Annotated in this window: 18 protein-coding genes, 1 tRNA gene and 1 other annotated feature; all 19 genes read left to right on the forward strand. The window is 42.1% G+C overall.

Going from position 1 to position 20439, the window contains the following annotated elements; genetic code table 11:
• The coding region (locus ABEQ24_RS19230; RefSeq protein ID WP_430008307.1) for a hypothetical protein at positions 1–186 on the forward strand (186 nt) is incomplete at its 5' end.
• A gap of 82 nt (positions 187–268) precedes the next feature.
• Positions 269–1354: a GerMN domain-containing protein gene (locus ABEQ24_RS19235; protein ID WP_430008308.1), complete on the forward strand. Its 1086-nt coding sequence runs from the start codon at positions 269–271 to the stop codon at positions 1352–1354.
• Between the two features lie 121 nt (positions 1355–1475).
• Positions 1476–2234 (forward strand): ribonuclease PH, encoded by a 759-nt coding sequence (gene rph, locus ABEQ24_RS19240; protein ID WP_070876380.1) that lies wholly within the window; start codon positions 1476–1478, stop codon positions 2232–2234.
• 5 nt (positions 2235–2239) lie between these two features.
• Positions 2240–2827, forward strand: a complete 588-nt coding sequence (locus tag ABEQ24_RS19245; RefSeq protein ID WP_430008447.1) for an XTP/dITP diphosphatase — start codon at positions 2240–2242, stop codon at positions 2825–2827.
• Between the two features lie 18 nt (positions 2828–2845).
• Positions 2846–3364, forward strand: coding sequence for a metallophosphoesterase family protein (locus ABEQ24_RS19250; RefSeq protein WP_430008309.1), 519 nt, complete (start codon positions 2846–2848; stop codon positions 3362–3364).
• Positions 3365–3484: 120 nt separating this feature from the next.
• Positions 3485–3560, forward strand: a tRNA-Arg gene (locus tag ABEQ24_RS19255).
• 516 nt (positions 3561–4076) lie between these two features.
• Entirely contained in the window at positions 4077–4982 is a 906-nt protein-coding gene (gene ilvE, locus ABEQ24_RS19260) for a branched-chain-amino-acid transaminase (RefSeq protein ID WP_430008310.1), read from the forward strand.
• Positions 4983–4993: 11 nt separating this feature from the next.
• Positions 4994–5249, forward strand: a binding site (T-box leader).
• A 110-nt stretch (positions 5250–5359) separates the two neighbouring features.
• Positions 5360–7078 (forward strand): acetolactate synthase large subunit, encoded by a 1719-nt coding sequence (ilvB, locus tag ABEQ24_RS19265; protein WP_430008311.1) that lies wholly within the window; start codon positions 5360–5362, stop codon positions 7076–7078.
• Positions 7075–7593, forward strand: a complete 519-nt coding sequence (gene ilvN, locus ABEQ24_RS19270) for an acetolactate synthase small subunit (RefSeq protein WP_430008312.1) — start codon at positions 7075–7077, stop codon at positions 7591–7593. The genes ilvB and ilvN overlap by 4 nt, the downstream gene beginning before the upstream one ends.
• A gap of 30 nt (positions 7594–7623) precedes the next feature.
• On the forward strand, positions 7624–8646 hold the full coding sequence (ilvC, locus tag ABEQ24_RS19275) for a ketol-acid reductoisomerase (protein WP_070876390.1): 1023 nt from the start codon (positions 7624–7626) through the stop codon (positions 8644–8646).
• Complete coding sequence (locus ABEQ24_RS19280; RefSeq protein WP_430008313.1) at positions 8633–10177, forward strand: 2-isopropylmalate synthase; 1545 nt, start codon at positions 8633–8635, stop codon at positions 10175–10177. Before ilvC ends, ABEQ24_RS19280 begins: the two co-directional genes overlap by 14 nt.
• 27 nt (positions 10178–10204) lie before the next feature.
• On the forward strand, positions 10205–11317 hold the full coding sequence (gene leuB, locus ABEQ24_RS19285; protein ID WP_430008314.1) for a 3-isopropylmalate dehydrogenase: 1113 nt from the start codon (positions 10205–10207) through the stop codon (positions 11315–11317).
• Positions 11318–11506: 189 nt separating this feature from the next.
• On the forward strand, positions 11507–12946 hold the full coding sequence (gene leuC, locus ABEQ24_RS19290) for a 3-isopropylmalate dehydratase large subunit (RefSeq protein WP_430008315.1): 1440 nt from the start codon (positions 11507–11509) through the stop codon (positions 12944–12946).
• The gene (gene leuD, locus ABEQ24_RS19295) at positions 12918–13514 is read left to right on the forward strand and encodes a 3-isopropylmalate dehydratase small subunit (protein WP_430008316.1); all 597 of its coding nucleotides are present in this window, start codon (positions 12918–12920) and stop codon (positions 13512–13514) included. The genes leuC and leuD overlap by 29 nt, the downstream gene beginning before the upstream one ends.
• An 81-nt stretch (positions 13515–13595) precedes the next feature.
• Positions 13596–14606 carry a tetratricopeptide repeat protein gene (locus ABEQ24_RS19300; protein ID WP_430008317.1) on the forward strand — a complete coding sequence of 337 codons (1011 nt, stop codon included), beginning with the start codon at positions 13596–13598 and terminating at the stop codon, positions 14604–14606.
• A gap of 242 nt (positions 14607–14848) precedes the next feature.
• Complete coding sequence (tig, locus tag ABEQ24_RS19305; protein WP_430008318.1) at positions 14849–16135, forward strand: trigger factor; 1287 nt, start codon at positions 14849–14851, stop codon at positions 16133–16135.
• A gap of 418 nt (positions 16136–16553) precedes the next feature.
• Positions 16554–17819 (forward strand): ATP-dependent protease ATP-binding subunit ClpX, encoded by a 1266-nt coding sequence (clpX, locus tag ABEQ24_RS19310; RefSeq protein ID WP_070876402.1) that lies wholly within the window; start codon positions 16554–16556, stop codon positions 17817–17819.
• The gene (locus ABEQ24_RS19315) at positions 17791–17979 is read left to right on the forward strand and encodes a hypothetical protein (protein ID WP_430008319.1); all 189 of its coding nucleotides are present in this window, start codon (positions 17791–17793) and stop codon (positions 17977–17979) included. Before clpX ends, ABEQ24_RS19315 begins: the two co-directional genes overlap by 29 nt.
• Positions 17980–18287: 308 nt before the next feature.
• The gene (gene lonB / locus ABEQ24_RS19320) at positions 18288–19949 is read left to right on the forward strand and encodes an ATP-dependent protease LonB (protein WP_430008320.1); all 1662 of its coding nucleotides are present in this window, start codon (positions 18288–18290) and stop codon (positions 19947–19949) included.
• Positions 19950–20439 lie beyond the last annotated feature (490 nt).

A 20439-nucleotide genomic window follows, 5' to 3' on the forward strand; every position in this document is an offset into this window, starting at 1 on the left:
AAAGCGGGGGATATTGGCGTCCCCCGCTTTTTTAAAGTATCAGAATTTATATGTTTTTCTATGGTGTCCAGCTCCATCGCCCAGCTCCTCGGCCAGAACGGACCCGTCTGTAAAGGCAAAAAGCGCCTTTTCAGCCGGTTCCTTATCTGTCTGTCGGAGCTAAACGGGCGATTCCGCTTTTCTTAGTACAAAAATCTTTTCAAATTCGGTCTAATTCAATAAACAGCTCGTATACATAGTAGTACAAACTGCCTTAGGAGGGAATTGTATGTCTCAAACTAGAAATATGAAGATTGCTGCTACTGTTTTAACATCGACGCTGCTCTTGTCAGGATGCGGATTATTCGGCGGGGAAAAAGCAAAGGAAATCGATCCTCCGCAAGATGTTTCATACACAGAAAATGCTGATAAAGGGAACGAAGAAACGCTGAAAGAAGAAAAAACAACAGCAGAGGGTGAAAAAGGAGAAGAGTCTGCAGAAACCTATACTAGGCAGTTATATTTGATTGACAGCAACGGGCTTGTTGTTGCCCAGACATTTGACTTGCCTAAGCAAGAAGGAGTAGCCAAACAAGTTCTTGAATACCTTGTAGATGGCGGACCAGTGAGCAATATTCTTCCTGATGGGTTCAGGGCCGTTATCCCGCAGGACACACAAGTGGATGTGAATGTTAAAGATGGTACTGCCATCGTAGACTTTTCTAAAGAGTTTAAAAACTATCAAGCTGAAGATGAGCTGAAAATCCTTCAGTCAATTACTTGGACACTGACTCAATTTGACTCAGTCAAAACAGTGAAAATTATGATTAACGGCCATGAACAAAATGAAATGCCTGTAGGGGGCACCCCGATAAGCAGCGAGCTGAGCCGTGCTGACGGCATCAATCTGGATACAGCGGGTGTTATGGATATTACGAATACAAAGCCTCTGACGGTTTATTATACAGCCCAGCATAACGATCAGACATACTATGTACCTGTAACGACCCGGGTAAGCAATGACGAAGAAGATCCGATAGCAGCCGTGGTGAAAAAATTAACAGAGGAACCGAACATCTCACATGCACTGCTCACTGACATGCAAAAGGATGTAAAGCTTCTTGAAGAACCTGTAGTGGAAGATGGCACTGTCACTTTGAATTTCAACGAGTCCATTTATGGAAGTGCAGATGAAGAGAAAAAGATGGTTTCAACTCATGTTCTGAATTCTCTTGTCTTATCGCTGACAGAACAGCCTGGCATTGAAAACGTGGTCTTAACGGTTGACGGAAAAGCAGAACTTGTAAATGAAGACGGCAAAAAGATTACTGAACCTGTCTCCCGTCCAGTCAATGTGAACACAGGTAGTTTTTAATCGCTGATTTTTGATATACTATATAGAGAAACTAAGAGGTAGTCATAAGCGCTGCCTCTTCTTTATTGTTTATACATAAAACGAAAGCTTGATCAGCATAAGAATTGATCGGAGGAATAGGATGAGACATGATGGCCGTAAACAAGATGAATTAAGAAGAGTTGAAATTCTGACAGACTACGTAAAGCACCCTGAAGGTTCAGTGTTAATAAGTGTTGGCGATACAAAAGTAATTTGCAATGCAAGCATTGAGGATCGTGTGCCTCCATTTATGCGGGGAGAAGGAAAGGGATGGATCACAGCTGAATATTCCATGCTGCCCCGAGCTACTGAACAGCGGACGATCAGAGAGTCTTCAAAAGGTAAAATAACAGGCCGCACGATGGAAATACAGCGCTTGATTGGACGAGCTTTGCGAGCAGTGGTTGATCTTGAAAAGTTAGGCGAGCGCACCATCTGGATTGACTGCGATGTGATTCAGGCAGATGGGGGGACGCGCACAGCTTCCATTACCGGAGCTTTCGTTGCCATGACTTTAGCGCTTGGAAAGCTGATGTCTCAGAAGAAACTCAGCACGCTGCCAATCACCGATTTTCTTGCGGCGACATCAGTCGGAATGGATTCAAAGCTTGGAGAGATCTTAGATTTAAACTATATTGAGGATTCATCAGCAGAGGTGGATATGAATGTCATCATGACGTCTTCAGGAAAATTCGTAGAGCTTCAGGGAACTGGAGAAGAAGCGACTTTTTCAAGAGAAGAACTGAATGAATTACTTGATTTAGCTGAAAAAGGAATAAACTCGCTAATTTCAATTCAAATGGAGGCCCTTGGAGATTTAGCTCTGAAAATCATCGATCAAAAAGATGGAAAGGGATGAATCAGATGAAGGAAGTTATTATTGCAACGAAAAATGCAGGTAAATTACTTGAATTTCAATCAATCTTATCTCAATACGATTTAAAGGCCATTTCACTGATGGACCTGGAAGATTCTCCAGATGTTGAAGAAACGGGCTCTACGTTTGAAGAAAATGCCGTTATAAAAGCGGAAGCAATCTCAAAGCTATATGGAAAAATGGCCATTGCAGACGATTCCGGACTATCAGTCGATTATCTTGGCGGAGAACCTGGTGTTTATTCAGCACGCTATGCAGGAGCTGAGAAAAGTGATGCAGCCAATATTGAAAAAGTGCTGCTTCAGCTGAATGGTGTTTCAAAGGAAGAACGGAATGCAAGATTCCGCTGTGCACTCGCACTTGCTGAGCCTGGCCGTGAAACGGTGACGGTAGAAGGTTCAGTTGAAGGCTATATCACAGAAGAGCCAATTGGAGAAAACGGATTCGGGTACGATCCGATTTTCTTAGTGAAAGATAAAGCAAAAACGATGGCAGAGTTAACAAAAGAAGAGAAAAATAAAATCAGCCATCGTGCGGTTGCGCTTCAAAAGCTTGCAAAACTGCTTAAAGCCTGACGATGGGGAGTTTTATACGTGAAAGTATTAATAATCAGTGACAGCCACGGCTTAACCGATGAGCTTCAGGAAATCAGGAAACGCCACGCAGGGGATACAGATGCCATGTTTCATTGCGGCGATTCTGAACTTGAAGCAGATCATTCTGCTATTTTGGGATATACGTCTGTCCGCGGAAACTGTGATTTTGAAGCGCGGTTTGCAAATGAAATCATCGAAGATGTGGAAGGATATCGTTTCTTTGTTGCTCATGGCCATTTGCACAATGTAAAATCGACTCTCATGAATGTGATGTACAGTGCGAAAGAACACGATGCGAAGATTGTCTGCTTTGGTCACTCTCATACGGCAGGAGCGGAATATGTCGATAATATTCTATTCATTAATCCTGGAAGCATCAGACTTCCGCGGATGCGAACTGAAAAAACATATGTTATATTAGAAATACAAAATCAAACGGCACAAGTTACCTTTTTCGAGCTTGACGGATCCCCTGTAACCGGCCTCACGCAAAGGTTTGAGCTTGCTTCATCGTGAAAGAGGGATATTTTTCCCTCTTTCATAAAATTTTAGAAAAAGTTATTGACTTTTAATCTAATCGAACATATAATAAAAAATGTCGCTGATACATAAACGCGATGTTAAACAAAATAACATGTCCCAGTAGCTCAGTGGATAGAGCAACGGCCTTCTAAGCCGTTGGTCGGGAGTTCGAATCTCTCCTGGGACGCCATACTTTATACATACAACTTCTTTCGATAAACCGAAAGAAGTTTTTTTGTTGTTTCATAAAATTTTCCCGAAAAAAGTTTAGAATTGTTAACAGGATCACATTCGTATAACAAACGCTTCTATTGCTAACAATCATCCTTCTGGACTCAAAAAAAATTTTTAATGCTGGATTTTTTAAAATTTTTTCTTCCTAATTTACCCCTTATCAAATCAGCCAAAACCTTGTCAGGCAATCTCACAGAAAAAAACTTCTGAAAAATTTTTAAAAAACACAATTCCCATAATGACAGGCATGTAAGCGTATACAAATTGTTAAACAAATCTAAATTATCTAACAATTCGAAAAAAGACGGTTGACACCGCTATTTAATGGGCGTAATATAGGCTCAAATATAAGTTACATGAACATGTGAGGTTCATTTAAAAGAGTCCATAACAAACGTTATACGGATTTTTTTTACACACTGGAATTCAACTGATTAACGCGTTTAGACTTTAAAAGAAAGGTGTGCTCTTTATGGGTGACCAATGGATTTTTCTAAATAATGAATTTGTAAAAAAAGAAGATGCGAAAATTTCGGTGTATGACCACGGATTCCTTTACGGAGACGGTATTTTCGAAGGAATCAGAGTATACAGCGGCAACATCTTCAGATTAAATGAGCACATGAAAAGATTATATGAGTCAGCAAGATCCATCTTGCTCAACATGCCTTATACGCAAGAGGAAATGACGGATTTAACTGTTAAGACTGTTGAGAAAAACGGATTAGATGACGCATACATCAGACTGGTTGTCTCAAGAGGAGTCGGAGATCTTGGGCTTGATCCATATAAATGCAAAGAAGCAAATGTTGTTATTATTGTAGAGCCGCTGTCCATCTTCCCTAAACATCTTTATGAAACAGGAATTGATATTGTGACAGTTCCGACAAGGCGAAATAGACCGGACGTTTTAAGTCCTAAAGTAAAATCACTGAATTACCTGAACAACGTACTTGTAAAAATTGAAGCACATCTTGCAAATGTAAGCGAAGCTCTGATGCTGAATGATCAAGGCTATGTCGCAGAAGGATCTGCTGATAATGTCTTTATCTATAAAAATAAAAAACTTCTGACTCCTCCAGGTTACTTGGGAGCTCTTGAAGGAGTTACCCGAAACGTCATCATCGAAATAGCTGAAGAACTTGGCTATGATGTGCGTGAGGAACCTTTCACAAGACATGATGTTTATACAGCAGATGAAGTCTTCCTGACTGGGACTGCCGCTGAAGTCATTGCTGTTGTAAAGGTAGACGGCAGGGAAATCGGCGATGGGCAGCCGGGAGAACATACGAACCGTCTGCTTGAGTGTTTCAGAGAAAAAGTATTATCAGATGGTGTAAAAGTAAAAGGAAACAGTTCAAGCTTAAGTGTAAGCTGATCACAAAATAATTTAAAACGCTGAAGAGGATAAGTAGCTTAGAAAACAAGGATCTAAAGAGAGCTGGTGGAGCTGAGAACCGGCGGTCCCTTTTTAAGTGAACTCGCCTCTGAGTGCTGATTTGAAGTTTAGTAGAATCAGCCGGGTGTCATTTACACAGCACTCGTTATTAAAAAGAAAGCCAAGTGCTTTCATAAGGTGGTCTGATGCAGACCATGAACAAGGGTGGTACCGCGAAAAGTGTTTTCAAACCTTCTCGCCCCTTTGACTCACATTACACGTGGGCAATATTGGGGCGGGGAGGTTTTTTATTTTGAAATAATTAGATAAAAAAATAAGGCTTTAGATGATAGCGGGAAAAAAGGAGGCAATAATCAATGAGTATGAAGGTACAATTGGATGCAAAGTCTGCCAAATGTACGAAAACAATGTCCGGGGCCATGATGATGATTGAAGCTTTAAAACGGGAGAAAGTAGAGGTGATTTTCGGTTATCCGGGAGGGGCTGTTCTTCCAATTTACGACAAACTCTATAACTCCGGCATGTATCACATTTTAACAAGGCATGAGCAAGGCGGTATTCATGCAGCTGAGGGTTATGCAAGAGTATCAGGCAAACCTGGTGTTGTCATTGCAACATCCGGGCCAGGCGCCACGAACCTGATTACAGGACTTACAGATGCCATGATTGATTCCCTGCCGCTGGTTGTATTTACAGGCCAGGTTGCATCTTCTGTCATTGGAACAGATGCTTTCCAGGAAGCGGATGTTCTTGGAATCACAATGCCGATTACAAAGCACAATTATCAAGTCCGGGATGTAAATGATTTTCCCCGCATCATCAAAGAAGCTTTTCACATTGCCACAACGGGAAGACCGGGACCGGTTCTCATTGATGTTCCAAAGGATATCGCAGTAGCGGAAGGAATTTTTAATTATGACGCACCTGTCCATCTGCCGGGATATCAGCCAAAAACAGAACCGAATTATCTTCAGATCAGAAAGCTTGTTGAAGCTGTCAGCAGTGCTAAAAAACCGGTCATTTTAGCCGGTGCAGGAGTGCTGCATGCCAAGGGAAGCGAGCAGCTGAAAGAATATGCAGAACAGCAGCACATTCCAGTTGTAAACACACTGCTTGGTCTTGGCAGTTTTCCAGCAGATCATCCGCTCTTTCTCGGGATGGCCGGGATGCACGGTACATATACCGCAAACATGGCGTTATATGAATGTGATCTATTAATCAGCGTCGGTGCAAGGTTTGACGACAGGGTAACAGGAAATTTAAATCATTTTGCAAAAAGTGCAACAATTGCCCATATTGATATCGATCCTGCTGAAATCGGCAAAGTGGTTGAAACAAAAATTCCAGTCGTTGGCGATGCAAGACTTGTTCTTGAAAATCTTATTCATCAAAACGGAAAACGCAGTCAGCATGATGATTGGTATACAGCCTTGCAGAATAACAAAAAGTCCTTGCCGTTATGGTACAAAAAATCAGATGAAGAGCTTAAACCTCAGCATATGATTGAACTCATTCATGAATGGACAAATGGAGAGGCAATTATTACAACGGATGTCGGTCAGCACCAAATGTGGGCAGCGCAGTATTACCGCCTGCAGCAGCCTAATCGCTGGGTTACATCAGGGGGTCTCGGCACAATGGGCTTCGGATTGCCTGCAGCTATTGGAGCCCAGCTTGCTGAAAAAGACGCAAATGTCATTGCGATCCTTGGAGACGGCGGTTTCCAGATGACCCTTCAGGAACTATCTGTTATCCATGAGCTCAATCTGCCGGTTAAAGTGATTCTATTGAACAACGGAGTGCTTGGAATGGTCAGACAGTGGCAGGAAATCTTCTATGAAGAAAGATATTCACAATCTGTTTTTCAATCTCAGCCAGATTTCGTGAAGTTAGCGGAAGCATACGGCATGAAAGGACTGAAAATTCAGACTGAAAAAGACTTTCCGGCGTTCAAACAGGCTCTTTTATCAAAAGAACCAGTACTGATAAACGTAAATGTAAGCCAGATGGAAAATGTATACCCGATGATTGCTCCAGGAAAAGGATTACATGAAATGGTGGGTGTTAAACCGTGAAGCGAATTCTTACACTGACTGTCAATAATCGCTCAGGGGTCCTTAATCGGATCACCGGTTTATTTACAAAAAGACATTATAATATCGAAAGCATCACAGTCGGCCATGCAGAAATTGAAGGTATCTCAAGAATGACGTTTGTTATTCACGTAGAAGACGAAAAAGAAGTTGAGCAGATTACTAAACAGCTGAATAAACAGATTGATGTTTTAAAAGTACAGGATATTACGAATCAATCAATCGTCGCAAGAGAGCTCGCCTTAATTAAAGTCATTGCGCCTCCGGCGACGAGAATGGAAGTTCAAGGTGTGATTGAGCCTTTCAGAGCAACTGTCATTGACGTGAGCCGTGACAGCGTAGTAGTTCAGGTTACAGGCGAATCAGAAAAAATTGAAGCAATTATTGATTTATTGCGGCCATATGGAATCAAAGAAATTGCCAGAACCGGCACAACTGCTTTCCCAAGAGGAACACAGCGTACTGCAAATGGCGCTAAAACATATTCAATCGTCTAAACTAATTGACATTAAAAGGAGAGAATGGACATGGTAAAAGTATATTATAACGGTGATGTTAAAGAGGAAGTATTAGCAGGGAAAAAGGTTGCAGTAATCGGCTACGGATCACAGGGCCACGCTCATGCACTGAACTTGAAGGACAGCGGAATTGATGTTGTTGTCGGCGTTCGCAAAGGAAATTCATTTAACAAGGCTGCCTCAGACGGAGTAGAGGTTACAACGGTTAAAGAAGCAGCAGCTCAGGCAGATGTTGTGATGGTGCTCTTGCCGGATGAACAGCAGCAAAAAGTATATGAAGCAGAAATCAAAGACCAGCTTCAGCCAGGAAATGCACTAGTATTTGCACACGGATTTAATGTACATTTCAACCAGATTGTTCCTCCTGAATTTGTAGACGTATTTTTAGTCGCTCCAAAAGGTCCTGGACATCTTGTCAGAAGAACATTTGAAGACGGTGCCGGTGTACCTGCATTGTTCGCAGTCTATCAGGATGTAACAGGCGAGGCGAAAGATCTTGCTTTAGCCTATGCTAAAGCGATCGGAGGAGCTCGTGCAGGAGTGCTTGAAACAACGTTTAAAGAAGAAACAGAAACAGACCTTTTCGGTGAGCAGGCGGTTTTATGCGGAGGGTTAACATCTCTCGTAAAAGCTGGATTTGAAACATTAGTAGAAGCGGGATACCAGCCGGAGCTTGCATACTTCGAGTGTCTGCACGAGCTGAAGCTGATTGTTGATCTTATGTATGAAGATGGAATGGCAGGAATGAGATATTCCATTTCAGACACAGCACAGTGGGGAGATTTCGTATCTGGACCTAGAGTTGTAGATGAAAGAGTAAAAGAATCGATGAAAGAAGTCTTGCATGATATCCAATCCGGTAAATTTGCAAAAGACTGGATCATCGAGAATCAGGTAAATCGCCCTCAATTCAATGCAATCAACAATCGTGAAAATGAACATCAAATTGAGGTAGTAGGGAGAAAGCTTCGTGAAATGATGCCATTTGTTAAGCCAAAACGGAAAGAAGTGGTCGCAAGTGCGAAAAATTAACCTATTTGATACAACTCTTAGAGATGGAGAACAATCAGCCGGAGTCAATTTAAATGCTAAAGAAAAACTGCAGATTGCCCTTCAGCTGGAACGTCTTGGTGTTGATATAATGGAGGCCGGGTTTCCGGCTTCCTCAAAAGGAGATTTTTTAGCTGTACAGGAGATCGCCAGAACAATTAAAAATGGTTCAGTTACAGGACTTGCAAGATCTGTGAAAACAGATATCGATGCAGCGTGGGATGCGCTGAAGGATGGTGCAAACCCGAGACTGCACGTATTCCTTGCTACTTCTCCCATTCATATGCACTATAAATTAAAGCAATCTCCTGAGCAGGTCATTGAAACAGCCGTTGAATCAGTCAAGTATGCATCGAAATACTTTCCGCTTATCCAATGGTCAGCCGAAGATGCCTGCAGAAGCGAACTCCCGTTTTTGGCGAAAATCGTTGAACAAGTAATTGCAGCGGGGGCAAACGTAATTAATATCCCGGATACAGTGGGATACATTAACCCGAAAGAATACGGTGAGATTTTTCAATATTTGAAATCAAATGTCAGAGGCATTGATAACGTCATCTTATCTGCCCATTGCCACGATGATCTTGGGATGGCCGTTGCGAATTCTCTTGCAGCCATCGAAAACGGAGCCGGGCAAATTGAAGGTACGATTAATGGAATAGGCGAGCGTGCTGGAAATGCCTCACTTGAGGAAATCGGCGTAGCTCTTCACATTCGCTCAGATTATTTTGGCGCAAAAACCAATATGAAACTGGATGAAATTAAGAAAACAAGCGATCTAGTAAGCAAGCTGACTGGAATGATGATTCCTCCTAACAAAGCAGTTGTCGGGAAAAATGCGTTTGCCCATGAATCAGGCATTCATCAGGATGGAGTACTGAAGGAAAAAACAACGTACGAAATCATCTCGCCTGAGCTAGTTGGAGTCGGCTCAAATTCAATGGTGCTTGGAAAACATTCAGGCCGCCACGCTTTCAAAAGCAAGCTTGCAGAGCTTGGCTTCAGTGTAACGGAAGAAGAATCTCATAAAATCTTTAATACGTTCAAAACACTGTCTGAGAAAAAGAAGGAATTCACAGACGAAGATATTGCCGCTCTTGTAATAGAAGAAAAAGTAGAAAGAAGCGAGGATATGTTTGAACTTGTATCTCTGCAGGTTCAGTACGGAACATCCCAGGTGCCGACTGCTACAGTTACTCTTAAAAACCAGAAGCAGCAGTTAGTGCAGGAAGCAGCCACTGGCGGAGGAAGCGTAGAAGCCATCTACAATACGCTTGAGCGGTGCACAGGTTTTTCTATTAAGCTGCAGGACTACCGGATTCAATCAAACAGCAGCGGCCGGGATGCCTTTGCTCAAGTCTTTGTAAGAGTCATGGTCGGAGGCGTTGAATCAAGCGGCAGAGGAATGGCGCAGGATGTTCTTGAAGCCTCTGCGAAAGCCTATCTGAATGCTGTAAATCGAATTCTTATATTAAATGCTCAGGCCGAGGAAAGTTTAAAAGCTACTGTTTAATAAAAATCATGAAGGAGGCAGAGTTAAATGGAGAAGAAAATTGCATTATTGCCGGGTGACGGTATTGGAAAAGAAGTTATGGATGGTGCTGTGGAAATTCTAAAAGCAATTGAAGAACATTACTATCATCGTTTTCATTTTCAATATGGAGTGATTGGAGGAGCGGCGATCGATGAAATGAATTCTCCGCTTCCGCAGGAAACACTGCAAATATGCAGAGAATCTGATGCAGTTCTGCTTGGTTCAGTAGGAGGGCCGAAATGGGATAAGAACCCATCTCATTTAAGACCTGAAAAAGGCCTGCTTGCTCTTCGGAAGGAACTGGATTTGTACGCAAATCTCCGGCCTGTTGAAACGGTTGAAAGCCTGCTCGATTCTTCTCCGCTTAAGCGGGAGTATGTGGAAGGCGTCGACTTCATGATTGTAAGAGAATTAACAGGCGGGCTTTATTTCGGAAAGCCGAGTGAACGAAATGTAAAAAATGGGGAACATACAGTAGTCGATACGCTGTTTTATAAGCGGGATGAAATGGTGCGCATTATTGAAAGAGCGTTTCAGCTGGCACAGGACAGAAAAAAGAAAGTGACGTCTGTCGATAAAGCGAATGTTTTAGAATCAAGCCGAATGTGGAGAGAAGTCGCTGAAGAAGTTGCAATGAAATTCCCTGATGTGGAACTTCAGCATATGCTGGTTGATCATGCTGCGATGGCACTTATTCATAATCCTAAACAATTTGATGTGATTGTTACTGAAAATATGTTTGGCGACATTTTAAGCGACGAGGCTTCTATGCTCACAGGATCTCTTGGAATGCTGCCGTCAGCAAGCTTGAGTGCAACAGGACTGCATCTTTATGAGCCTGTTCATGGCTCTGCTCCTGATATTGCGGGAGAAGATAAAGCGAACCCTGTCGCCATGATTTTATCAACAGCTATGATGCTGAGACACTCCTTTAAAATGGAGGAAGAGGCCGAAGCAATCGAAAATGCGGTTAAACATGTACTCGATTCAGGCAAAAGAACAGCTGATTTATCAAGAAAGGGAGAAACACCCCTTTCTACCTCAAAGCTTGTTGAAGAAATCAAAGCAGCTCTTGCAGATGATCATACCATTTTTAACATTATGGAAGCTTACGCATAAACCTTTCGGCGCTTTTCATTAGATGAAGAGCGCCAATCTATTAAATAGGCTCTTTTCGTAAGCTTTGTTGCTTTTAGATTATATGTTTATATCCTTATGTGGATTGCAGCGGAAGGAACGGAAAACATATTTAATCGAAAATAACAATCTATGCGAAAACAGCCTTTAAATATTAAAGGGGGTATTTGTTTGAAAGCCAGAACAATAGTAGAAAAAATATGGGATGATCATGTTGTCTACCGGAAAAATGATCAGCCTGATCTTCTTTATATAGATCTTCATCTGATTCATGAGGTCACTTCCCCGCAGGCGTTTGAAGGTTTAAGGCAGAACGGGAGAAAGGTAAGAAAGCCCGGGAATACGTTTGCCACAATGGATCATAACATTCCAACAGTTAACCGGTTTGAGATTAAAGATGAAGTGGCAAAACTCCAGGTAAATGCACTTGAGGCCAATTGCCGCGAATTTGGAATCAGGCTTGCTGACCTTAATAGTACAGATCAGGGAATTGTCCATGTAATCGGACCTGAGCTTGGACTTACACTGCCTGGAAAAACAATTGTCTGCGGAGACAGTCATACTTCTACACATGGTGCCTTTGGGGCATTGGCATTTGGAATCGGAACAAGCGAAGTGGAACATGTGCTCGCAACTCAAACGCTTTGGCAGCAGAAACCAAAAACATTAAACATCCATATAAATGGCCCGTTGAATAAAGGGGTAACAGCAAAAGATGTCATTTTATATATTATCGGGACATTCGGGGTCCGCTTTGGTACAGGGTATGTCATTGAATTTACCGGAGAAGCGATTGAGAATATGTCAATGGACGAACGGATGACCGTCTGCAACATGTCAATTGAAGCTGGTGCTCGTGCAGGGCTCATGGCTCCTGATGAAACCACATTTGAATACATTAAAGGACGTCCTTATGCTCCAAAGGGAGAAGAATTAGAGGAAGCCATTGCCTATTGGAAAAACCTCAAGAGCGATCCAGGGGCTGAATATGACGATAAAATCAGCATTGACGCTGCCGATATTTCTCCAATGGTTACTTGGGGAACGAATCCGGGCATGGCTGTAGCGGTGGATCAAAAAGTGCCGAACACGGGCATGTTCAATAAACAGGAAGAGAAGCAGGAAGCGGAGAGAGCTTATTTCTATATGGGTCTTGAACCGGATACAAGGGTGCAGGATATTGAAATTGATTATGTGTTTATCGGATCCTGTACAAATTCCAGAATAACAGACCTTCGTCAGGCTGCTGATATAATTAATGATAGAAAAGTAAATCCATCTGTAAGAGCAATCGTCGTTCCCGGCTCCCAAAAAGTGAAGCTTCAGGCAGAAGAAGAAGGGCTGCATCAGATTTTTATTAATGCAGGATTTGAATGGCGTGAATCAGGCTGCAGCATGTGTCTAAGCATGAATGATGATATTGTGCCTGAAGGAAAGCGCTGCGCTTCAACGTCAAACCGGAACTTCGAAGGAAGACAGGGAAAAGGTGCCAGAACGCATCTTGTCAGTCCGGCCATGGCTGCAGCAGCAGCTGTTTACGGCAGATTTGTTGATGTCAGAGAACTAACAGGAGGGATTGCAAGTGGAAGCATTTCAAGTGCACAAAGGTAAACTGGCTGTATTAAACCGGTCGAATGTTGATACAGATCAGATTATTCCGAAGCAGTTTTTAAAAAGGATTGAACGGACCGGATATGGCAGATTTGCTTTCTTTGACTGGAGATATTTAAATGACGGAACAGATAATCCAAAATTTGAGCTGAATAAGCCTGAAGCAGCAGGAGCAAGCATCTTAGTGGCTGGAGAGAATTTCGGCTGCGGATCTTCACGGGAGCATGCGCCTTGGGCATTAGGGGATTATGGGTTCAAAGTTATCATCGCCCCGTCTTTTGCAGATATATTTCATCAAAATTGCCTGAAAAATGGACTTCTTCCTATTAGAATAGAAGAAAGTTTTCATCAGCAATTCATTCAGCTGGCCTCAAACCCTCATTTTGAGTGCACGATTGACCTTGAAAAACAAGAAATCCGCGACGAGGAAATGGTCCTTTATTCGTTCACGGTCGATCCATATTGGAAAGATATGCTGCTGAACGGACATGACGAAATTTCACTTACTTTCATGTATGAAGAACAGATTGCTGAATATGAAAAAGCAAGAAGAGTCTGGATGTCGTAATTCCGGGCTCTTCTTTCCTTGTTTTCTAAAGCGTCCATTGGTACACTTGTAGGCAAATAGCAAGCCGGAGTTGATCCTACAATGATGGATGGAAAAAAACAGAGAAAAGTCATTCCCTTTCCTAACTTAAGTGAGCGTTTAGTTGATAAAGGATTGGAAGCTCTGAAAAATAAACAATTTAAAGAAGCACTCACTCTCTTTTATGAGGTGCAGGAACTTGGAGAGGAACGGGCTGAAATTCATCTCGGAATCGCATTATGCCTGATGGAGCTTGGAGAGCTTGAAGAAGCAAAGACAGTCTGCCGTAAAATGCTCCATGAAGACATAGGGGACTATTTTACTGTGCTGCAGGTTTATTTAACGGTTCTTATTCAGCTTAGACAATACAGTGAAGTGCAGCAGACGATCGAGGCTGTGCTGCAGGAAAATCAGCTGCCTCACGATCAGGCCGAGCACTTTTATAAGCTTCTCGATTTCAGCCGTAAAATGACCGAGGACGAAGATTTTCCGATTGATGTGGAAGAGGAAGATGAAAGCTATACAGAACCGGGAAATTTGCTTGATACGATTAATCAGCAGGTAGCCTATGTCCAATCCTTAAAAGACCGGAATGTATCAAGGCACATGCTGCAGCTTCAATCAATTTTAAAAGATGGAGGCAGCCATCCTGTTGTTCAATCGATGATTCTTCATTTGCTTATGGAAAATGAGGTAGCAAAAGAAGTGAAAATTTCTAAGTTCGGCAAAACGATTTCGCTGATTCCCGCAGAGCTTGAAGACTCATCTGAGCTACCTTTTACCAAGAAAGTCCTGAATGTCCTGGATGATATTCTTGGTCAGGAGAACCCTGCGCTGTTTGAAGCAGTAAAAGAAGTATGGATTCGCCATTTGTATGTGTTGTTTCCATTTTTGCCGGAACCGGCCGAAGCAAGGCTGTGGGCAGCTGCCCTTCATTATGCAGGCTATGAAATGCATGGAATAGCCGCACCGGCAGAAGAGGTCAGCTATACATATGAAGTAAAAGAAAATACACTGATTGAAGCTGCAAGAAAAATATATGAAATAGAAGAAATTTCTTATTTGCAAATCTAACGTAAATGTTGAAAGGAATTTTTTCTATGTTATAATAAAATGGTTGTAAAATGATGATCAGCCGTACCAAAGGGAATGTACCCTTATGCGCGCAGACATCATACACTACACTGGCCGATTTAGTAAATCATCTACATAGGGGTATAACAAAGGAAGCACTTGTTTAAAATGGACAAGGCATACTTTGCCAAACCTAACCTAGATTATGTCACTATTTCAATAGATTTTTTGGAGGGAAACATATGTCTGCAAAATGGGAAAAGTTAGAGGGTAACCAAGGCGTTCTGACAGTAGAAGTTGATGCGGAAACGTTCAGCAAAGCCCTTGATGAAGCATTTAAAAAAGTATCAAAGCAAGTAAATATTCCGGGATTCCGCAAAGGTAAAGTACCGCGCGGCATGTTCGAACAGCGTTTTGGCGTAGAGTCACTTTATCAAGATGCTTTGGATATCATTCTTCCAGAAGTATATCCACAAGCAGTTGAAGAAGCTGGCATCGAACCAATCGACCGCCCTGAAATTGATGTTGAACAAATCGAAAAAGGCAAAAACTTAATTTTCACTGCTAAAGTTGTTGTAAAACCAGAAGTGAAATTAGGCGAATACAAAGGCCTTGAAGCAGAAAAATTGAATGCAGAAGTATCTGAAGAAGATGTTGATGCTGAACTTAAAACATTGCAGGAGCGTCATGCTGAACTAGTTGTAAAAGAAGGCGGCGCTGTTGAAAATGGCGATACAGTCGTAATCGATTTCGAAGGATTCGAAGGCGGCGAAGCATTTGAAGGCGGAACAGCTGAGAACTATACGCTTGAAATCGGATCTGGCTCTTTCATCCCTGGCTTTGAAGAGCAGCTTGTAGGCCTTGAGGCAGGCGGAGAAAAAGAAGTTGAAGTAACATTCCCTGAAGAGTACCACGCTGAAAACCTTGCTGGTAAGCCGGCAACTTTCAAAGTGAAGCTTCATGAAATCAAAGCAAAAGAACTTCCTGCTTTAGATGATGAATTTGCTAAAGACGTAGATGAAGAAGTGGAAAGCCTTGAAGCTTTAAAAGCTAAAACAAGAACCCGCCTAGAAGAAACTAGAAAAGCTGAAGCGGAAAACACACTTCGTGACTCACTTGTAGACAAAGCTTCTGACAATGCAGAAGTTGACATTCCTCAAGTATTGATCGAAAACGAAGTAAGCCGCATGATGCAGGAGTTCGAACAGCGTCTTCAAGCACAAGGCATGAACCTTGAGTTATACTTCCAATTCTCAGGTCAAGATGAAGATGCTTTAAAAGAGCAAATGAAAGAAGATGCTTCTAAACGCGTGAAGTACAACTTGACTCTTGAAGCAATCGCTAAAGCAGAAAACATCGAAGCTACAGACGAAGAAGTAGATGCTGAGATTGCTAAAATGGCTGAAATGTACAACATGCCTGTTGAGAACATCAAGCAAGCTCTGGGATCTTTAGAAGGACTAAAAGAAGATCTTAAAGTACGTAAAGCGATCGACTTCCTTGTTGAAAACAGCAAAGAAATTGCATAATAAATTATAAAGAAACAAGGCGCGAGATGATTCGTGCCTTGTTTTGCAAAATAGATTTATTTTTAATCGCATTGGGTACTATATAATTACCGGATGCTACATACATATGATAAGAAAAAGATTCATTCAGAGAGCAAGGATTTTAAATCCAGAGAGCGAATTATATATACAAACACTCTAATCTGCTCAGGCAGAGTGGTTTTATTTCCTGTACTCTACATACTTATGGTACAATGCAATACATACCAATTTTTCAGACTTTAACCGCTTCGGACCAGCGGTCAAGGTAAGTTGCGTGATATTCATTCCCATTACCTTTATACTTAGGAATAAGAAAGATAATCCATCCAGAGCAGCTTCTCCTATAGATGAAGATGTATGGGTACTTTGATGATACAAAGATATAAGGGGTGAAAACATGTTTAAATTTAATGACGAAAAAGGTCAGCTGAAGTGTTCATTTTGCGGTAAAACTCAAGACCAGGTTCGTAAATTAGTTGCTGGACCGGGTGTCTATATATGTGACGAGTGCATTGAATTATGCACAGAAATCGTCGAAGAAGAACTGGGAACAGAAGAAGAAGTTGAATTTAAAGATGTTCCTAAGCCGAAAGAAATTCGCGAAATTTTGGACGAATATGTCATCGGGCAGGAACAAGCGAAAAAGAGCCTTGCTGTAGCTGTTTATAACCACTACAAGCGAATTAATTCAAACAGCAAGATCGATGAAGTAGAGCTTTCAAAGAGTAATATCGCGATGATCGGGCCGACAGGAAGCGGTAAAACACTCCTTGCTCAAACATTAGCCCGTATTCTGAATGTTCCTTTTGCAATTGCTGATGCTACATCTTTAACGGAAGCTGGATATGTTGGAGAAGATGTTGAAAACATTCTTTTAAAACTGATCCAAGCTGCAGATTATGATGTGGAAAAAGCAGAAAAAGGAATTATTTACATCGATGAAATTGATAAAGTTGCCCGCAAGTCTGAAAATCCGTCTATTACACGTGATGTTTCAGGTGAAGGTGTTCAGCAGGCGCTTCTTAAAATTCTTGAAGGCACGGTTGCAAGTGTTCCACCTCAGGGCGGACGCAAACACCCACATCAAGAATTCATTCAAATTGATACAACAAACATCTTATTTATTTGCGGCGGAGCCTTCGACGGCATCGAGCAAATCGTTAAGCGCCGCTTAGGCCAAAAGGTTATTGGCTTTGGCTCTGACAAAAAAGATGATGAGCTGGACCAAAAAATGCTTCTTTCAAAAGTGCTTCCGGAAGATCTTCTGCGTTTTGGACTTATTCCGGAATTCATCGGCCGTCTGCCGGTTATTGCAAGTCTTCAGCCTTTAGATGAAGAAGCACTTGTTGAAATTCTGACTAAACCTAAGAATGCTCTTGTAAAGCAATATCAAAAAATGCTTGATTTAGATGGTGTAGAACTTGAATTTGAAGAGAATGCATTGATGGAAATTTCTAAAAAAGCAATTGAACGCAAAACAGGGGCGCGCGGACTTCGTTCTATTATTGAAGGACTCATGCTTGAAGTCATGTTTGAACTTCCATCACGAGATGATATTACGAAATGCATCATTACTGCTGAAACAGTCACTGATAAAGTGCCGCCTAAATTGGTTCTGACTGACGGCACGATTATTGAAGAAGATACGAAAACATCTGCATAATGACAAAGCGGAAGCGCCTTGGCCAGATCAGGCAGGCAGATTAGGATTCGCCGGAAAGTCGGGGTTTGACTTTTTAGGCGGAGCCGTTCTGGCCGAAGAGTCATCAGGCGCTGGAGCTGGACTCAGAAGCGGAAAACTTTTTACTTTATTTAATATCTAATTAAAAGCCTTGCGGGATGTAAATCCGCAAGGCTTTTTTGTATTTTTAAATTTGAAAGACTGCTTTTTTTATACATTAATATCGTAATTATAGTTAGGATAATAACGTTTATTCCAGAAGTCCCTCGGAGATACTAGCTTATACAGTGAAACTTTCATCAGCAGAAACGGTGATGATTTGTTGAACAGATCGGGTATTTACGGGCAGTTGCCCTCACCAGAGAGTAAGTATTCCCTACTATTATTAGGTGAGGGTTTTTACTGCCCGTTAATGCGGGATAAATTGACATCGCAGTAGGAGGGACCACTATGAGCTGGACTGGAATTGCATTATTTGTGCAACTGTTTTTCGGGGTCATTATTGGCTTGTATTTTTGGAATTTATTAAAAAATCAGCGTACCCAAAAAGTATCAATCGACCGCGAATCACGCAAAGAAATGGAACAACTGAAAAAGATGAGATCGATTAAATTATCGGAGCCTCTTTCTGAAAGAGTCCGTCCTAAAAGCTTTTCAGATATTGTTGGCCAGGAAGATGGAATCAAAGCGCTAAAAGCAGCCCTATGCGGACCCAATCCTCAGCATGTAATCGTATACGGTCCTCCAGGTGTCGGAAAAACGGCGGCTGCAAGACTGGTACTCGAAGAAGCAAAACGAAATAATAAATCGCCATTTAAGACTGCGGCTGTTTTTATCGAATTAGATGCAACTACTGCAAGGTTTGATGAAAGAGGGATTGCAGATCCTTTAATTGGATCTGTGCACGACCCGATTTATCAGGGGGCAGGCGCGATGGGACAAGCCGGTATTCCCCAGCCTAAGCAGGGGGCTGTGACAAATGCACACGGAGGCGTTCTGTTTATAGATGAAATCGGCGAATTGCATCCGATACAGATGAACAAACTGCTGAAGGTTTTAGAAGATCGGAAAGTTTTTTTAGAAAGCGCCTATTACAGTGAGGAAAATACACAGATTCCTAATCACATACATGATATTTTTCAAAATGGACTGCCGGCTGATTTTCGTTTGATTGGCGCAACGACCAGAACGCCTAATGAAATCCCTCCTGCCATCCGCTCCCGCTGTCTTGAAGTTTTCTTCAGAGATTTAGAGCAGGCTGAACTTGCGGTTGTGGCAAGGAAAGCGGCAGTCAAAGTAAATATGAAGGTAAGCGAACCAAGCATAGCTACTTTAACTTCATATGTGAGAAACGGTCGCGAAGTTGTGAACATGATGCAAATTGCAGCAGGCATGGCGATGACAGAAGACCGCACAGAAATTACTATGCAGGATATTGAATGGGTGGTAAGTTCAAGTCAGCTTACCCCGCGATATGATAAAAAAATCTATGCGGATGCAAAAGTAGGTCTCGTCAATGGGCTCGCAGTTCACGGTCCGAATTCAGGTTCTCTTCTTGAAATAGAAGTGACGGTCATTCATGCCAAAGATAAAGGGAATATTAATATAACAGGTATAGTGGAAGAGGAAAGCATCGGTGACAGAGGCAAATCAGTCAGAAGAAAAAGCATGGCCAAAGGCTCGATTGAAAATGTCATTACAGTCTTGAGGTCAATGGGAATTAAAGCAGATGATTATGATATCCATGTCAACTTTCCGGGAGGCATACCAGTAGACGGGCCATCAGCGGGAATCGCCATGGCAACGGGCATTTTCTCGGCTATCCACAAAATACCGGTCGATCATACAGTAGCCATGACGGGAGAAATCAGCATTCACGGCAGTGTAAAACCGATTGGCGGAGTTGTGCCGAAAATTAAAGCTGCTAAGCTTGCAGGTGCGAAAACAGTCATAATTCCGGCTGAAAATATGCAATCGATATTAAAAACGGTTGAAGGCATACATATCATCCCGGTTACGAATTTGCAGGAAGTGTTCGATGTCGCGCTGCTGAATCCTCCAACTGAAGTGCCAGCGCCGATACCATCATTAATAAAACAAGACCTCGGGTAATCTCGGGGTTTTTTAAGTGAAAAGAATGAAATCATTCTGCGATCGCAGATATGGCTTCGATCATTCCCTATGGAAAGCCAAAACCGGACTTTTCTGGTGAAGTTTTATCTGTCTGAATGAGTCTGAACAGTCTTCTGCTTTTCTTGTTGTCCAGCTCAGCGGCCGGAACGGATTTGGCAGGAAAAGCAAAAAGCGCTTTTTCTGCCAAATCCTTATCTGTCTGCCCGCGCTAACCGGACGATTCCGCTTTTCTTGTTGTCCAGTTCCATCGCCCAACTCCTCGGCCAGAACGGCTCCGTCTGTAAAGGCAAAAAGCGCCTTTTCAGCCGGATCCTTATCTGTCTGACGGAGCTAAACGGGCGATTCCACTTTTCTTTGATCACAAAAGTAATTTCTTTAGTCTTCTGACTGAGGAAAGGGTATACTACATAAGGTAACACTATATGATTTACAAATAGACACTGTATTGCCGATAAGTTAGAATTGTACA

The organism is Metabacillus idriensis (genome assembly GCF_050483325.1).
GTDB lineage: Bacteria > Bacillota > Bacilli > Bacillales > Bacillaceae > Bacillus_P > Bacillus_P idriensis_A.

Bases quoted from the DNA above. Each gene is read 5' to 3' on its own strand.
- ABEQ24_RS19235 (WP_430008308.1), top strand. From the start codon at position 269: ATGTCTCAAACTAGAAATATGAAGATTGCTGCTACTGTTTTAACATCG.
- rph (WP_070876380.1), top strand. From the start codon at position 1,476: ATGAGACATGATGGCCGTAAACAAGATGAATTAAGAAGAGTTGAAATT.
- ABEQ24_RS19245 (WP_430008447.1), top strand. From the start codon at position 2,240: ATGAAGGAAGTTATTATTGCAACGAAAAATGCAGGTAAATTACTTGAA.
- ilvE (WP_430008310.1), top strand. From the start codon at position 4,077: ATGGGTGACCAATGGATTTTTCTAAATAATGAATTTGTAAAAAAAGAA.
- ilvB (WP_430008311.1), top strand. From the start codon at position 5,360: ATGAGTATGAAGGTACAATTGGATGCAAAGTCTGCCAAATGTACGAAA.
- ilvC (WP_070876390.1), top strand. From the start codon at position 7,624: ATGGTAAAAGTATATTATAACGGTGATGTTAAAGAGGAAGTATTAGCA.
- leuB (WP_430008314.1), top strand. From the start codon at position 10,205: ATGGAGAAGAAAATTGCATTATTGCCGGGTGACGGTATTGGAAAAGAA.
- ABEQ24_RS19300 (WP_430008317.1), top strand. From the start codon at position 13,596: ATGATGGATGGAAAAAAACAGAGAAAAGTCATTCCCTTTCCTAACTTA.
- tig (WP_430008318.1), top strand. From the start codon at position 14,849: ATGTCTGCAAAATGGGAAAAGTTAGAGGGTAACCAAGGCGTTCTGACA.
- clpX (WP_070876402.1), top strand. From the start codon at position 16,554: ATGTTTAAATTTAATGACGAAAAAGGTCAGCTGAAGTGTTCATTTTGC.
- lonB (WP_430008320.1), top strand. From the start codon at position 18,288: ATGAGCTGGACTGGAATTGCATTATTTGTGCAACTGTTTTTCGGGGTC.